The following is a 15,180-nucleotide window of genomic DNA, read 5'->3' as shown; positions in this document are numbered from 1 at the left end:
CCAGCGGAGATGATCTTCACCCTCCGCCACCGCGTCTCTATTCAAACCCAGAAACAGCTTTATCGGTACGGCCAAGGCGTAGTCAACCGCAATGAATGCCGTCACTACCCATCCGGGCGACGCTCAATCCCCCTCCGGATCGATGCGCCGCCCGCTGGGCGTGGAGACGGAACTACCCGAGGTGTTCGACGACGTAGTCGATGCACTCGGTGAGGGCGACGACGTCGGCGGGGTCCACGGTCGGGTAGAGGGCGACCCGCAGCTGGTTGCGGCCGAGCTTCCGGTACGGCTCGGTGTCGACGATGTCGTTGGCGCGCAGCACCTTCGCGATCGCCGCGGCGTCCACACCCTCGGCGAAGTCGATGGTCGCGACGGCGGCCGACCGCAGCGCCGGGTCGGTGACGAACGGCTCGGCGAACGACGACCGGTCGGCCCAGCCGTAGATCGCGGCGGCGCTCTCGGCGCTGCGCTTGACCGCCCACGACAGACCGCCCTGCGCGTTCATCCAGTCGACCTGCTCGGCGGCGAGGAAGACGGTGGCCAGCGCGGGGGTGTTGTAGGTCTGCTCCAGCCGGGACTGCTCGATCGCGGTCACCAGATCGAGGAACTGCGGAATGTAGCGCCCGGACGCCTTGACCTGGAAGGCCCGCTCGATCGCGGCCGGCGACATCAGGGCCAGCCAGATCCCGCCGTCGGAGCCGAGCGCCTTCTGCGGTGCCAGATAATACACGTCGGTCTCGCGGACGTCGACGTCTAGGCTGCCGCCGCCGGAGGTGGCGTCGGTCAGCAGGAGCGCGCCCGGGTCGGCACCCTCGACCCGGCGGACTCCGACGGCCACACCGGTGGACGTCTCGTTCTGCACGGTGGCGTAGACGTCCACGCCGGCCTCGGCGGTCAGATAGGCGGCCCGGCCGGCCGGCGCGCGGTGGACGGTCGGCTCGGCCAGGAACGGCGCGTCGGTGACGGCCTTCACGAACTTGGCACCGAACTCACCGAACTCGGTGAACTGCGCCTTCTGCTGGATCAGCCCGAACGTGGCGACCTCCCAGAACGCGCTGGTGCCGCCGTTGGCGAGGATCACCTCGTAGCCGTCCGGGAGGGAGAAGAACTCGGCCAGGCCGCGGCGCAACCGGGCCACCTGCTCCTTCACCGTCTTCTGCCGGTGGGAGGTGCCCATGAACGTGCGGGACACCGCGGAGAGCGCCTCGACCCCCTCGGGCCGGACCTTGCTCGGCCCGGAGCCGAACCGTCCGTCGACGGGCCTGATCGCGTCGGGAATCCGGATGTCATTCAACGATTTGACCTTCTGTTTTCCGCTGCGGGGCTAGCACTGCCACGGTCACACATTATGCGGGAGCTGATCCCAGCCCTCGACCTGCTGCGGCTTGCGCGGCTCTGGTCCCACATAGTGGAGACCCGGGCGCAGGATCCGGCCGAGCCTCTTCTGCTCCAGGATGTGCGCGCTCCAGCCGGCCACCCGGGCGCAGGTGAACATCGACGTGAACATGTGCGCCGGGACCTCGGCGAAGTCGAGCACCACGGCCGCCCAGAACTCCACGTTCGTCCACAGGTGCTGGTCCGGCTTGCGCTCGTGGAGCCCGGCCAGCGCGGCCCGCTCCAGCGCCTCGGCCACCTCGTAGCGCGGGGCGCCCAGATCCTTGGCGATCCGCCGGAGCACCCTGGCCCGCGGGTCCTCGGCCTGGTAGACCCGGTGGCCGAAGCCCATCAGCCGGTCGCCCCGGTCGAGGGCGTCCTTCACGAACGCCTCGGCGTCCCCACCGCGCTCGACCGCCTCGATCATCTGCAGCACCCGGGTGGGCGCACCGCCGTGCAGCGGACCGGAGAGCGCGCCGATCCCCGAGGAGATGCAGGCCGCCGCGTCCGCGCCGGTGGAGGCGACGATCCGGGTGGTGAAGGTGGAGGCGTTGAGACCATGCTCACAGGAGGAGATGAAGTACGCGTCGACGGCCTTGACGTGACGTGGGTCCGGCTCACCCCGCCAGCGGCGCATGAACCGCTCCACGATGGTCTCGGCCTTGTCGATGTCCTTCTGCGGGACGGCCGGCAGACCCAGGCCCCGCGCCGCCTGCGCGACGAAGGAGAGCGCGGTCACCGACACCCGGGCCAGATCCTTGCGGGCCTGCTCGTCGCTGATGTCGAACATCTGCGACAGCCCCCAGTACGGCGCCAGCATGGCGACCGCGGACTGCACGTCCACCCGGATGTCACCGGAATGCACCGGCACCGGGAACGGCTCGGCCGGTGGCAGCCCAGGACCGAACCGGCCGTCCACCAGCAGGCCCCAGACGTTGCCGAACGAGACCTGTCCGATCAGGTCCTCGATGTCGACGCCGCGATACCGCAGGGCGCCACCGTCCCGGTCGGGCTCGGCGATCTCGGTCTCGAACGCGATGACGCCCTCGAGCCCCGGCTTGAAGTCGGTCACGGCACTCCCTGTGGAACCGAACTGCGGTGGGTGATTCATATTGCCCGCCGGGTAACCGCACGGTCGACCCGTGGCGATTGTGCTCTCGATGACACCCATCCTGGTTCAACTGACGTTTCGGGGCGGGGGACTTACGGTCGTTTCCGCCCCCGGGAAGATTCCCGGCGGTGTCGAGACGTCAGCGAAGGAGGCCGGTGTGGCCACCGAACCGCCGTCACCAGCCGGGATGCGCCGGGACTACACCGAGTGGCCGCCGCTTCTGGAGACCGGCCTGGCCGCGACCTGGACCAGCCAGTTCGCCGCCTGGTTCGCCGACGCGACGGCCTTCGGCCTGCCGGAACCCAACGCGATGATCGTGGCGACGGTGGGCGAGGGGGCACGGCCGTCGGCGCGCACGGTCCTCCTCAAGGGGTACGACGAGAACGGTTTCGTCTTTTTCACGAACTATGAGTCGCGCAAGGGTACGGAGTTGGCGCTCCACCCGTACGCGAGCCTGGTCTTCCCCTGGTTTCCGATGCAACGCCAGGTGATCGTGGCCGGGCCGGTCGAGCGGGTGGCCCGCGAGGAGACCGAGGAGTATTTCGCGTCCCGGCCGCGCGGCTCCCGGCTCGGCGCCTGGGCCAGCCCTCAGTCACGGGTGCTGCCCGGTCCGGAGGCGCTGGAGGAGGGGCTGGCCGCGGTGGCCGAGCGGTTCGGTGACGGGCCGGTGCCGGCGCCGCCGCACTGGGGCGGGCTGCGGGTGCGGCCGGACAGCGTGGAGTTCTGGCAGGGCCGCAGCAGCCGGCTGCACGACCGGCTCCGGTACCGCCGGGACGGGCGGGACTGGGCCGTGGAGAGGCTGGCCCCTTGAAACAGGGCGCCACCGAGCCCCGGTCCTGGATGATCGACACCCGCCCGCTGAGCGTCCCGACGTTCCGCCGGACGTGGATCGGCAACGGGGCGTCGTACTTCGGGTTCCAGTTCACCGCGGTCGCCGTCCCGGTGCAGATGTTCGCCATCACGGGTTCGCCCACCTGGGTCGGACTGCTCGGGGTCGCGGGTCTCGTACCCCTGCTGATCTTCGGGCTGTGGGGTGGCGCCGTCGCCGACGTGGTGGATCGCCGCAAGCTGCTGCTGACCAGCTCGGTGATCACCTGGGTGACCACCGTGGCGCTGCTGGCACAGGCCGTGCTCGGGGTGCGCAGCGCGCACCTGCTGCTGGCGCTCACCGCGATCCAGGCGGCCGGATTCCGGTCAGCTCGCCGGCCCGGCAGGCGATCGTCCCGCGGATCGTGCCGGAGCCGCTGGTCCCGGCCGCGAACACGCTCAACTACACGGCCACGACGGCCGGTGGGGTGCTCGGCCCGCTCGCCGCCGGCGTGATCATGGGCGTCTGGTCGACCGAGGCCGGCGTGGAGGTGGCCTACGCGCTGGACGCCCTGCTGTTCACCGTGACGTTCTGGTCGACCTGGAAGCTGCCGGACATCCCGCCCGTGGTCTCCGCCGCCTCCGAGAGGCCCAGCGCCGGCCTGCGCGGCATCGCGACCGGCCTGAAATTCCTGGTCACCCAGCCGGTGCTGCTGCTCTCGTTCGCGGTCGACCTGGTCGCCATGGTGTTCGCCATGCCGCGGGCCCTGTTCCCGGCGGTCGCCGAGGAGCAGTTCGGCGGCGGCGCGGCGGTCGGCTGGCTGTACAGCGCGATCGCGATCGGCGCGATGATCGGCGGCCTCACCTCCGGGTGGATCGGCCGGGTCCGCCGGCAGGGGCTCGCCCTGATCGCCGCGGTGGTGGTCTGGGGCCTGGCGATCGGCCTGTCCGGACTGGCGCGCAGTCTGTGGCTGATGGTGCTGCTGCTCGCGCTGGCCGGGATGGCCGACCTGGTCAGCGCGGTGTACCGGCAGACGATCATGCAGACCTTCGCACCGGACCACCTGCGCGGCCGGCTACAGGGCGTGTTCACCGTGGTGGTCGCCGGCGGCCCGCGCCTGGGTGACCTGCGCGCCGGGGCGACCGCCGACCTGACCAGCGTGACCACCTCCTGGGTGGGTGGCGGCCTGGTCGCCGCCGGGCTGGCCGTGGTGCTGGGGCTCACCTCACCCGCACTCATCCGATACCGGCCCGAGCAGGACCCAGGGGACGACCGATAGTGTCCCGGGTATGAGCGCAGAGTCCGCCGCCAAGTCCGGCATCCAGTGGTCGATCGAGGCGGACGGCCACCGTGCCGTCCTGGTGGAGGTCGGCGGGACGCTCCGGTCGTACTCCGTGGACGGCGTCGACATCCTGGACGGATTCGGCACCGGCGAGATCTCCCCCGGATCGGCCGGCCAGATCCTCGCACCGTGGCCCAACCGCATCCGCGACGGGCAGTACGAGTTCGAGGGACAGGCCTACCAGCTCGCGCTCACCGAGCCGCCCCGGCGCACGGCCATCCACGGCCTGGTCAACTGGTCCCGGTGGCGGCTCGCCGAGCAGACCCCCGCCTCGGTGACCCTGGAGTACGAGCTGCCCGGACAGGTCGGCTACCCGTGGTCGCTGCTGCTGCGCTCCCGCTGGACGGTCTCGGCCGACGGGCTCCGGTGCGACCAGGAAGTGATCAACACGTCCGATGCCAACGCGCCGTGGGGGTATTCGGTCCACCCGTACCTGCGGCTGCCCGGCGTCTCCGTCGAGGACACGGTGCTGCACGTCCCGGCCCGGTCCCGGATCCAGGCCGACGCCCGGCTGCTCCCGATCGGCGCCACCAAGATCGCCGGCACCGAGTTCGACTTCTCCGAGGCCCGCCGGATCGGTGACCTGGTCCTCGACACCACCTTCGGCGACATCGACTTCGACGCCGACGGGATCACCACGGTCACCCTGGCCGACCCGGGCGCGGGCCGGCCGATCGTGGTCTGGGCCGACGAGAAGTTCCGCTACTGGCAGGTGTTCACCGCCGACACGCTGCACGGCGAGCGGTTCCGCCGGTCGATCGCGGTCGAGCCGATGACCTGCCCGCCGGACGCGTACCGGACCGGCCGTGACCTGACCGTCCTGGAGCCCGGATCCACCTGGGCCGCGTCCTGGGGCGTCCGGTACTGATGGGGCTGCTCCGCTGATGGAATTCGACGAGGTCGTCCGCCGCCGGCGGATGGTGCGAAGTTACGACCCGGATCGCCCGATCCCGCCGGAACTGGTCGACAAGATCGTCCAGCACGGGCTGCGGGCGCCGTCGGCCGGTTTCAGCCAGGGCTGGAGCTTCCTGGTCCTCACGGCACCCGCCGACCGCGCCCGGTACTGGTCGGCGACCGCCGATGCCGACGGCCCGGACGACAGCTGGCTGACCCGGATGCGGGCGGCCCCGCTGATCATCGTCGCGCTGTCCAACAAGTCGGCCTACCTCGACCGGTACGCACAGCCCGACAAAGGCTGGACCGATCGCGACGAGGCACGCTGGTCGGCGCCGTACTGGGACATCGACACCGGGTTCGCCGCGCTGCTCATGCACCTCACCGCGGTCAACGAAGACCTCGGCTCGTGCTTCTTCGGCCTGCCCGCGGCCCGGGTGCCGGCGTTCCGCGACGCGTTCGGGGTGCCGGCCGAGTTCCACCCGATCGGGGCGCTCACCATCGGGTACCGGGCGGCGGACAAGAGGTCACCGTCACTGCGTCGTGGCCACCGCCCGGTGGCCGATGTGGTGCATCATGGCCGGTGGGCTTCGTCGGGCGAGGTCTGACCGGCCCGCGGGTACGCTGGCATACGGTTCTCACGGAAAGGGCAACCGCCGTGATCTTCAGAGCGGTCCGGGATGGAGCCCCGTACCCCGATCACCAGACGACGCTCAAGGAGTGGGCGGAGATCCCGCCGCGCAAGGTGTGGCTGGCCGATCTCATCACCACCAAGCGCGAGCTGGCACTCGACAAGCTCCTCGCCGAGGACTCGACCTTCTACGGTGACCTCTTCCCCCACGTCGTGGAGTACCAGGGGTACTACTACCTGGAGGATGGTCTGCATCGGGCACTTCGGGCGGCCCTGCAGCAGCGCAAGGAGATCCACGCCCGGGTGCTGATCCTGGAGGACTGACCCGGTTGGGGTCGGTTTTTCGCGTCTTGGGTCGCGTCGGTCTCGGGTCCGTTTCGCGCCTTGGGTTCGGGTCGGTTCCGTTCCTGGTTCGGTCTGGCGTCTTGGTTCGGTCTGGCGTCTTGGTTCGGTCTGGCGCGTCTCGGTTTGGTCTCTCGCGTCTGGGTTCGGGCCGGTTTCGTGTCTCGGTTCGGGCCGGTTTCGTGCATCGGGAGCCCGATGAGTGCTCTCCGGTCGCGAATTGTCGTACCCCCTCCGTACCGTTAGGGCATGGCCGAATCGCCCGCCCCCGATCACCCCACCAGTGAGTATCCGGCCGTGCCCGATCGGCCGGACGCCGTGGAGCCCGCCCCCGCCCCTGCCCCCGAGCAGATCAAGCCCAGCGGCTTCGCGCGCCTACTGATCTTCGTCGGCTTCGTCTTCGCGCTGATCGTCGCGTCCTGCCTCGGTCTGCGCGCGATGGATGTGCTGCCCACCTTCGACAACCCGTTCGCTGAGGAGACCACCGACCGGAGCCAGCCGGTGCTCCTGCAGTCCATGCGCGACCTCCAGCGTTATGTGGCCGCCGACGGCACATTCCAGGTGATCGTCGACCTTCAGGAGAACCGGGACAACATCCCTGATTTCCTGATCAACCGGCGGACGCTGTTCGTCGGCTCCGGCACGGTCGAGACCTACGTGGACTTCAGCGGCCTCTCCGGCGACGGCCTGAAGATCGACGAGGAGAAGAAGACGATCGAGCTGACCCTGCCCGCCCCGCAGCAGTCCACCGCCGCGCTCGACATGGAGCGCAGCTACGTGGTGGCCGAGGAGCGCGGCCTGTTCAACCGGATCGGCGACGCCTTCCGCGACGACCCGGGCAAGCAGCAGCAGGTCTATCAGCTCGCCCAGCAGCGGATCACCGAGGCGGCCCGCGCCAGCGAGCTCGACGAGCGCGCCCGCGAGAACACACAGCGGATGCTGGAGAGCCTCTTCGCCCGGCTCGGCTACACCACGGTCACGGTCTCCTTCGCCAGCCCATGACCGACGACGCCGACGCACGAATCGGCCACTCGACCGAAGGCGCCGGTAGGTGAATCGCCACCCGATCGAAGGCGCCGGTAGCTGAATCGGCTGGCCGAGCGAAGGTGCCGGCGCGCATATCGGCCGCCTGACCCGAAGGCGCCGGTAGGTGAATCGGCTGGCCGAGGGAAGGTGCCGGTGCGCGAATCGGCCGCCTGACCCGAAGGCGCCGGTAGGTGAATCGGTTGACCGAGCGGAGACGCCGATGAGTTAGTCGGCTGGCCGAGCGGAGACGGTGGTAGGTGAATCGGCCAGTCGTTGGTGCGGAGGCACTGGCGGGCGAATCGCTCGGACGGCCGAGCGGGGGCGTGGCGGATGAGCCGGCCGGTCGCTGGTGCGGAGGCGCCGTGGGGATTCCGCTGGCTTGCGTGTGAGCGGAGAGCGCCGGCTTCGTGGGCGAAGGCGCCGGTCGGTAAGCGTGAAGGCGTGCCGTTCCCCGGCGTCGTTGGCGGGGAACGGCCCGTCGTTCGGTTCCGGGCATCCCGTCACGGGGGCAGAGGACGGGATGCCCGGAGTTCGAGGGCGCTGGCAGCCAACCGCGGCCTTCTCGGCGGGTGTTCGACCCGGTTGAGGGCTGAGGGCGTTATGCGACCGCGGGCATGGCGTGCGCGACCGCGGGCATGGCGTGGCGTGGACGGCGGGCGTTGCGTCAGCGTCGGTCGCCTTCAGCGCGTTGCGGCAGCGTCGGTCGCCTTCAGCCGAGAAGTTCCCGCCGGTTTTTCGGCTGGCCGGGAACTTCTCGGCTTTCGTTGGGCTGGGCGACGATGCTCGGCTTCTTCAGCCGGTACCAGCTGTTTGCTGCTCTCGCAGTCGGTAGCCAGTTGCCCGCTTCGCTCGGCCCGGCGGTGACTACTCGGCTGGTATCAGCCTGGCGGGCCCCCGTCGACTTGCAGCCGTGATGGCCCGCAGGTTTCCGGTGCCGGCGTTACTCGCTCGGCATCAGGGCCCAGAGGGCCAGGTAGATCAGGATCTGCGGGCCGGGCAGGAGGCACGAGACAACGAAGAGGAGCCGCACCATCCCGGGCCGCATTCCGAAACGCTGGGCCAGGCCGGCGCAGACTCCGGCGATCCGGCGGTTGTGGCGGGGGCGGGAGAACGAGCGGGTCTTCAGGGGGCTGGTCACTTCATCCACTCCTTCGGCGGTGGCCTCGGCTTCCTGCCGTGGCCACTTCGACGGTAGGTACGGGAGCGGTGCCGTCCCTCGTTCCCGAGGTGGAGGCCGGCGGTTCAGCTCCCGTAGGGGTTACCCGTACCCACCCCGGCCCCGCCGTTAACCTGAGCCCCCCTCGGCCCGGGTGCGGGCACGCAGCTTCGGCTCATGATCGCTGGGGACCGTGTTTCAGCTGATCGATCTTGATGCCTGGCGTGGCCGGCTCGTGAAACCGTCCCGGCCGGCTCGTGAAACCGTCCCTCAGCCGGTCGTCGGACGCACCCGTTCGCCGCTTCGGTTCAGCTAACGCCCATAGCGGGGCGCTGAGAGCCAACAGGCCGGGCACCCATGCGTAGCGGCCGCTCCCGCGGGGCCCTGGCTGCGGTGTCGGCTGGGCCGTCTGGGTCAGTGGTCTGCGAACGGACGACGGGAGCGCACGCAACGCTTGGGTGGGCTGCCGTCATCGCCCCTACGCGGGTGAGCGCACGCAGTCCGCGGATTGTGTGCGCCGGTGAGTGCCAGGACGTGGGTCAGCGCCCACGTTGCGCGATTGTGTGCACCGACCTACGTCGCCGGCGACGCCGTGCCCAGCTCGCGCCGTGTCGATCGGTTCGGTCCGAACCGACAGGGGCGGCGGCATGGCTGGCACTGGGCGAGGCTGGAACGCCGGAACGGCATAAGGGCTGATCGGCAGAACGTTCGAACGGCAGACACAGCTGAACGGCACGTGCGCCTTGAACGGCACGCGCAGTTCGAACGGCACGCGCAGTTCGAACGGCAGGCACGGTTCGAACGGCAGACATAGCTTGAATGGGCGCGGTTCGAACGGCAGGCGCGGCTCGAACGGCAGGCACGGTTTGTGCGGCAGCACGGTTTGTACGGCAACAGAGCTTGAACGGCAGACGCGACCTGAACGGCAGACGCGGCTTGAACGAAGACGCGGCGTGGTGGGCGGGGCGGGGTGGGGCGGTGAGTGGGCAGCACGCCCGTGAGGCGCCTTGCGGTCCGGCGCCGGGAAATGCGCGCGGGCTGGCTCGTGCATGTGTGGTTGCGGTCGGCGGGCCGGTAGGTCGTACCAGATAAGGATGTGAACGTGCACACCCGGGACCTGCGATGTTCAGTGTTCTGTAATCGATTGATCACTATGTGCGAATGGCACTTTCGTCCGATGGTGAACCATCGAAGGCCCTCGCAGAGTTAGGGCCCGATCGCCGACCGTCGTGGGCTCGGGGTCGACACTCGATCGCGGGAGGTTGACGGTGTCCACCGTCGCGCTCAAAGACGTCACCAAGATCTGGCCAGACGGTACCTATGCCGTCGACAACGTGAGCCTGGAGGTGCAGGACGGCGAGTTCATGGTCCTGCTCGGGCCATCGGGCTGCGGGAAGTCGACCGTGCTGCGGATGATCGCCGGGCTGGAGGATCCCACGCGGGGGGAGATCCTGCTCAACGGTGAACCCGTGCTGGAACTGCCACCGCGGGACCGGAGCATCGCCATGGTGTTTCAGGACTTTGCGCTCTATCCGCACATGACGGTGTCGGAGAATATCGGCTTCCCCCTGAAGCTGTCCGGGATCGATTCGTCGCCGCGCCAGGATCGGGTCGACGCGATCGCGGGTGCGCTCGGGATCGGCGAGGTGCTCGGCCGGCGGCCCAGTCAGCTCTCCGGTGGCCAGCGGCAGCGCGTGGCGATGGGACGGGCCATGGTGCGCCGGCCGGGGATCTTCCTGATGGACGAGCCTCTGTCCAATCTCGACAGCGGGCTGCGTGCCGAGCTGCGCGCCGAGATCAGCAGCATGACGCGTGAGCTGGGCGTGACCACGATGTACGTGACGCACGACCAGGCCGAGGCGCTGACCATGGCCGACCGGGTCGCGATCATGCGCAAGGGTGTGCTCCAGGATCTCGGCACGCCGACCGAGGTCTACCGCCGTCCGGCGACCCTCTACACCGCCGCCTTCCTCGGCTCGCCGAAGATGAATCTGCTGGAGGCCGCGGTCTATGTGCACCTGGACCGCTACATCGCGCTGAGTTTCGGCGAGCAGACCCTGTACCTGCCGTGGACCGACCCCCGGGCGCGGGCGGTGGCCCGCTACCACGGTGAGCGGATCGTGGTCGGCATCCGGGCCGAGGCGCTCACCCCGGTCACCCCGGACACCCAGGGGCACGTCTTCCAGGGGCGGATCCGCTATCTCGAGCATCACGGGCACGAGTCGCTGGCGTACCTCGACATCGGCGCCACGGCCATCGTGGTGGACGAGATCGGCGCGGCGCAGGCGGACACCGGGGGTGCGGGGGGCGGTGCCTTCAAGCGGCTCGGCGGGGCGCTGCAACGGCTGACCCGTCCGGGTGTCGCCGAAGTGGCCCCGGAGGGCCGTGGAGGGGTGGCGACCGACCCGGGCCGGCACCATCGCAAGCCGGCCGAGCTGGCCGTACGGCTGGCGCCGTATCCGCAGGTCTCGCACGGTCACCCGCTTGCCGTGTCGGTCCGGATGGAAGCGGTGCACTTCTTCGATCAGCGCGGTGACCGCATCGATGTCGGCTGGCGCTGAGGACCCGATCGGCACACTTCCGGGCGCGTTCCTCGAATGCCTCCCGCCACCGGTCGGCCACAGCGCGTAGGCTGCACCACGGTGGAGGACAGGATCGGCCAGAGCGTGCGTTCGGCTCTCGACGGGGAGCCGAGGGTCGATGCCGCCCCGCCGCGGGAGTGGCCGGTGCTGCTGGACCGCACCTTCGGGCCGGACGACATTGCCGTCGTGCGGCACGAGATCACCCGCCTGCTCGCGGCGGTCGGGTTCGCCGGTGACCGGCAGCACGGGTTCGTCCTGGCCGTCAACGAGGTGCTGACCAATGTCGTGCTGCATGCCGGCGGCACCGGGCGGGTCGTCCTGAAGATCGAGGACGGTTCGGTGTGGTGCGTGGTGACCGACTCCGGTCCGGGCATCCCCGGCGCCTATCTGGACGGCCTGCACACCCCGGAGGCGTTCGAGGTCGGCGGTCGCGGATTGTGGCTGGCGCACCACCTCTGCGACGAGGTCACGACGGCCACCGGGCCGATCGGCACGTCGATCGGACTGCGGATCATCGTGGATTCCGCAGGTTGAACGACTTGTAAACCATCGTGGAAATGTGAAGCTGCCCTTCGCCTCTCGCCCGGGATCGGGTCCGGCTACATTGGGCGCGTGCTCGGACTTCCCTCACAGGTGACCGCTTGCCTATTCGATCTTGATGGCGTGCTTACGCAAACCGCGCTGGTGCACAACGCTGCGTGGAAACAGACGTTCGACACGTTCCTGAAATCGTGGGCCGACCAGCTCGGCCAACCTTTCGTGCCGTTCGATTCCGCGGCCGATTATCACCGATATGTCGACGGCAGACAGCGTGCCGACGGCGTTCGCACGTTCCTGGCCTCGCGGGGCATCACCCTGCCCGAGGGCGACCCGGACGACACCCCCGATCGGGAGACCGTCAACGGCATCGGCAATCGCAAGAACCTGCTCGTGCTAAAGAAGATCAAAGAAGGCGCCGTCCAGGTCTACCCCGGATCGGTGGAGTATCTGAAGGCCGCCAAGGCCGCCGGTCTACGCCGTGCGGTCGTGTCGGCGAGCGCCAACTGCAAGGACGTCTTGGAGGCGGCCGGGATCGCCGACCTCCTGGAGGTCCGCGTGGACGGGGTCGTCGCGCGCGAGCTGGGGCTGCCCGGCAAGCCCGCGCCGGACACCTTTCTCAAGGGCGCCGAGCTGCTCGGCCTCGACCCGGCGCACTGTGCCGTCTACGAGGACGCGCAGGCGGGCGTGGCCGCGGGGCGGGCCGGCGGCTTCGGCATCGTGATCGGTGTGGACCGGGTGGGCCAGGCCGACGCGTTGCGCGAGCACGGCGCCGACATCGTGGTGACCGATCTCTCCGAGCTCCTCACGCAGTAAAGACCTCCTCTGAAATTCAGTTACGAGAGGCACGACCGTGATCCGTGAACGGGCCTACCCCGTCGACCCTTGGCACATCCGGGAGACCCGGCTCGATCTGGACCTGCTGGCCCAGTCGGAGTCGGTGTTCGCGCTCTCCAACGGCCACATCGGGATACGCGGAAACCTGGACGAGGGCGAGCCGCACGGCCTGCCGGGCAGCTACCTGAACTCGTTCTACGAACTGCGGCCCCTGCCGCACGCCGAGGCGGGGTACGGCTTCCCCGAGTCCGGCCAGACCATGGTCAACGTCACCAACGCCAAGCTGATGCGCCTACTCGTCGACGACGAGCCGTTCGACGTGCGCTACGGCGAGCTGCGGTCCCACGAGCGCTGCCTCGACCTGCGGGCCGGCACGCTGGAGCGGGTCGTCGAGTGGGTCTCGCCGTCCGGCCAGGGCGTTCGGGTGCGGACCGTGCGGCTGGTGTCGTTCACCCAGCGCGCGGTGGTGGCCTTCCTCTACGAGGTGGAGCCACTGGACGCGTCCGCCCGGCTGATCCTCCAGTCCGAGCTGGTGGCCAACGAGCAGGTGCCGCCGCGGAGCAAGGACCCGCGGGTCGCCGCGGTGCTGGACCGGCCGTTGCAGGCCGAGGAGATGCTGGAGCAGCGCACCGGCGGCATCCTCGTGCACCGCACCAAGGCCAGCGACCTGCGGATGGCCGCGGCGATGGAGCACCTGGTGGAGACGCCGGGCCGGCACGCCATCACCACCGAGGGCCACCCGGACTGGCTGCGCACCACGGTGGCCTGCCGGCTGGAGCCGGGGCAGAAGCTGCGGGTGGTCAAGCTGGCGGCGTACGGCTGGTCCAGCATGCGTTCGCTGCCGGCCCTGCGGGACCAGGTCGGCGCGGCCCTCGCCAGCGCCCGTCTGGACGGCTGGGACGGTCTGGTCCAGCAGCAGCGGGACTACCTGGACGCGTTCTGGGACCACTCGGACGTCAAGGTGGAGGGCGACCCGGAGGTGCAGCAGGCGGTCCGCTTCGGGCTGTTCCACACGCTCCAGGCCGGCGCCCGGGCCGAGCAGCGCCCGATCGGCTCCAAGGGCCTCACCGGGCCGGGGTACGACGGCCACACCTTCTGGGACGCCGAGACGTTCGTGCTGCCCGCTCTGACGTACACCCAGCCCTCCGCGGCGGCCGACGTGCTGCGCTGGCGGCACTCGACGCTGGACCTGGCCCGGGAGCGGGCGCAGACGCTCGGCCTGCAGGGTGCGGCGTTCCCGTGGCGGACCATCCGCGGGCAGGAGTGCTCCGGGTACTGGCCGGCCGGCACCGCCGGGTTCCACATCGCCGCCGACATCGCCGACGCGGTCCGCCGCTACGTGCAGGCCACCGGTGACTACGACTTCGAGCGTGAGGTCGGCCTGGAGCTGCTGGTGGAGACGGCACGGCTGTGGCGGTCGCTGGGCCACCACGACCGGCACGGACGGTTCCACATCGACGGCGTCACCGGGCCCGACGAGTACACCGCCGTGGTGAACGACAACATCTACACGAACCTGATGGCCCAGCAGAACCTGATGACCGCGGTCGAGGCCTGCAAGCGCCATCCGGACCTGGCCCGGCGGTTCGGGGTCGACGACGAGGAGACGGCGTCGTGGCGGGACGCGGCGGCCGCCGTGCACATCCCGTACGACAAGGAGCTCGGCGTCCATCAGCAGTGCGAGGGCTTCACCCGGCTCCAGGAGTGGGACTTCGACAACACCCCGCCCGAGGGGTACCCGCTGCTGCTCAACTACCCGTACTTCGACCTGTACCGCAAGCAGGTGATCAAGCAGGCCGACCTGGTGATGGCGATGTTCCTCCGGGGGGACGCGTTCACGCCGGAGGAGAAGGCGCGCAACTTCGCCTACTACGACGCGCGGACCGTCCGCGACTCGTCGCTCTCCGCCTGCGTCCAGGCCGTTCTCGCGGCCGAGACCGGGCACCTGGAGCTGGCCCACGACTATCTGGGCGAGGCCGCCCTGATGGACCTGCATGACCTGCACCAGAACGCCCGGGACGGCGTCCACGTGGCGTCCCTGGCCGGCACCTGGATGTCGCTGGTCGCCGGCCTCGGGGGCATGCGTGACTTCAACGGTCAGCTGTCGTTCGCCCCGCGCCTGCCCAGCCGGATCAACAACCTGGAGTTCTCGCTGCTCTGGCGGGGCCTGCGGCTGCGGGTGAGCGTGACCTCCGAGGAGGTGACCTACTCGCTGCGCAACGGCGGCGGCCAGGCCCGGCTCACCCTGCTGCACCACGGCAAGGAACTGGAGGTCACCCAGGTGCGGCCGGTGACGATGCCGATCCCGGCGGCGGTGCCGGCCGGTCCGGCGCCGGACCAGCCGCACGGTCGGGCGCCGGTACGCCGCGCGCTGCACTGATCCCGCGAGACGAAGAAGGCCCGCTCCCCGAAAGGGTGGCGGGCCTTCTGTTCGTCGGACGGACGCTAGGTGGCTGGTGTTAAACGGGGTCAAGTCACCCGTGCGATGAATATAGCTTTGTTTCTATTTTGGTTAGTTTGCTGGGATGACGTTGGGTAGG

The 15,180-nt window shown here is 69.8% G+C and carries 12 protein-coding genes and 1 pseudogene; 10 read left to right on the top strand and 3 right to left on the bottom strand.

The genetic code is table 11. The features are described from left to right. Positions 1–172 precede the first annotated feature (172 nt). Both serC and BC793_RS45060 read right to left on the bottom strand, forming a co-directional pair. On the bottom strand, positions 173–1,294 hold the full coding sequence (serC, locus tag BC793_RS45065) for a phosphoserine transaminase (protein ID WP_109602793.1): 1,122 nt from the start codon (positions 1,292–1,294) through the stop codon (positions 173–175). Positions 1,295–1,339: 45 nt separating this feature from the next. Continuing rightward, complete coding sequence (locus BC793_RS45060; RefSeq protein WP_109602792.1) at positions 1,340–2,446, bottom strand: citrate synthase 2; 1,107 nt, start codon at positions 2,444–2,446, stop codon at positions 1,340–1,342. Positions 2,447–2,672: 226 nt separating this feature from the next. On the opposite strand from BC793_RS45060, the gene pdxH reads away from it, so the two are divergent. From pdxH to BC793_RS45030, 6 genes and pseudogenes are all read left to right on the top strand, one after another. After that, positions 2,673–3,296: a pyridoxamine 5'-phosphate oxidase gene (pdxH, locus tag BC793_RS45055; protein WP_109602791.1), complete on the top strand. Its 624-nt coding sequence runs from the start codon at positions 2,673–2,675 to the stop codon at positions 3,294–3,296. Between the two features lie 29 nt (positions 3,297–3,325). Continuing rightward, a pseudogene (locus BC793_RS45050) lies at positions 3,326–4,572 on the top strand (MFS transporter). 10 nt (positions 4,573–4,582) lie between these two features. Next, positions 4,583–5,503: an aldose 1-epimerase family protein gene (locus BC793_RS45045; protein WP_109602790.1), complete on the top strand. Its 921-nt coding sequence runs from the start codon at positions 4,583–4,585 to the stop codon at positions 5,501–5,503. A gap of 16 nt (positions 5,504–5,519) precedes the next feature. Continuing rightward, positions 5,520–6,137 (top strand): nitroreductase family protein, encoded by a 618-nt coding sequence (locus BC793_RS45040; protein ID WP_109602789.1) that lies wholly within the window; start codon positions 5,520–5,522, stop codon positions 6,135–6,137. 50 nt (positions 6,138–6,187) lie between these two features. Continuing rightward, on the top strand, positions 6,188–6,484 hold the full coding sequence (locus BC793_RS45035; protein ID WP_109602788.1) for a type II toxin-antitoxin system VapB family antitoxin: 297 nt from the start codon (positions 6,188–6,190) through the stop codon (positions 6,482–6,484). A 267-nt stretch (positions 6,485–6,751) separates the two neighbouring features. Beyond that, the gene (locus BC793_RS45030; protein WP_109602787.1) at positions 6,752–7,504 is read left to right on the top strand and encodes a DUF4230 domain-containing protein; all 753 of its coding nucleotides are present in this window, start codon (positions 6,752–6,754) and stop codon (positions 7,502–7,504) included. A 964-nt stretch (positions 7,505–8,468) separates the two neighbouring features. On the opposite strand, the gene BC793_RS45025 is transcribed toward BC793_RS45030, so the two are convergent. Continuing rightward, entirely contained in the window at positions 8,469–8,666 is a 198-nt protein-coding gene (locus tag BC793_RS45025) for a PspC domain-containing protein (protein WP_109602786.1), read from the bottom strand. Positions 8,667–9,952: 1,286 nt separating this feature from the next. Between BC793_RS45025 and BC793_RS45020 the strand changes: the two genes are divergently transcribed. The 4 genes from BC793_RS45020 (at position 9,953) to BC793_RS45005 (ending at position 15,020) form a co-directional block, all read left to right on the top strand. Next, a complete protein-coding gene (locus BC793_RS45020; protein WP_109602785.1) occupies positions 9,953–11,245 on the top strand; it encodes an ABC transporter ATP-binding protein in 1,293 nt (430 codons plus the stop codon). Between the two features lie 81 nt (positions 11,246–11,326). Beyond that, the gene (locus BC793_RS45015) at positions 11,327–11,800 is read left to right on the top strand and encodes an ATP-binding protein (protein WP_109602784.1); all 474 of its coding nucleotides are present in this window, start codon (positions 11,327–11,329) and stop codon (positions 11,798–11,800) included. 78 nt (positions 11,801–11,878) lie between these two features. After that, the gene (locus BC793_RS45010) at positions 11,879–12,619 is read left to right on the top strand and encodes a beta-phosphoglucomutase family hydrolase (protein WP_109602783.1); all 741 of its coding nucleotides are present in this window, start codon (positions 11,879–11,881) and stop codon (positions 12,617–12,619) included. A 37-nt stretch (positions 12,620–12,656) separates the two neighbouring features. Further along, on the top strand, positions 12,657–15,020 hold the full coding sequence (locus tag BC793_RS45005) for a glycoside hydrolase family 65 protein (protein ID WP_109602782.1): 2,364 nt from the start codon (positions 12,657–12,659) through the stop codon (positions 15,018–15,020). The last annotated feature ends 160 nt before the right edge of the window (positions 15,021–15,180 follow it).

It is taken from the genome of Actinoplanes xinjiangensis (genome assembly GCF_003148685.1).
Taxonomy (GTDB): Bacteria; Actinomycetota; Actinomycetes; order Mycobacteriales; family Micromonosporaceae; genus Actinoplanes; species Actinoplanes xinjiangensis.
The sequence above is the reverse complement of the archived record's forward strand: the minus strand, read 5'-3'. Positions and strand labels throughout refer to the sequence as shown.

Excerpts from the sequence above, each read along its gene's own strand:
- BC793_RS45040 (WP_109602789.1), top strand. The coding sequence starts at position 5,520 with ATGGAATTCGACGAGGTCGTCCGCCGCCGGCGGATGGTGCGAAGTTAC.
- BC793_RS45045 (WP_109602790.1), top strand. The coding sequence starts at position 4,583 with ATGAGCGCAGAGTCCGCCGCCAAGTCCGGCATCCAGTGGTCGATCGAG.
- pdxH (WP_109602791.1), top strand. The coding sequence starts at position 2,673 with ATGCGCCGGGACTACACCGAGTGGCCGCCGCTTCTGGAGACCGGCCTG.
- BC793_RS45030 (WP_109602787.1), top strand. The coding sequence starts at position 6,752 with ATGGCCGAATCGCCCGCCCCCGATCACCCCACCAGTGAGTATCCGGCC.